Raw genomic sequence first — 241 nt, 5'->3', positions numbered from 1 at the left:
CATCTGGGCTTTCGCTCTGGTCATCACCATGCTGCTGACCGTGACCAACCTGTTCAGCGTGAAGAACTACGGCGAGTTCGAGTTCTGGTTCGCCCTGATCAAGGTGCTGGCGATCATCGGCTTCATCGGCCTCGGTCTGGCGGCGATTTTCGGTTTCCTGCCGACCAGTCAGGTCAGCGGTGTGTCGCATCTGTTCGACAGCGGCGGCTTCCTGCCCAACGGCATGGGCGCTGTGCTGGGC

Annotated in this window: 1 pseudogene; it reads left to right on the top strand. The window is 61.0% G+C overall.

The features are described from left to right. A pseudogene (locus AAEY83_RS18150) lies at positions 1-241 on the top strand (GABA permease); the annotation flags it as partial.

It is taken from the genome of Psychrobacter sp. TB20-MNA-CIBAN-0197, from assembly GCF_040309765.1.
In the GTDB taxonomy this organism is placed as follows: Bacteria; Pseudomonadota; Gammaproteobacteria; order Pseudomonadales; family Moraxellaceae; genus Psychrobacter; species Psychrobacter submarinus.
This window is presented reverse-complemented; position numbering and strand designations above follow the sequence as displayed.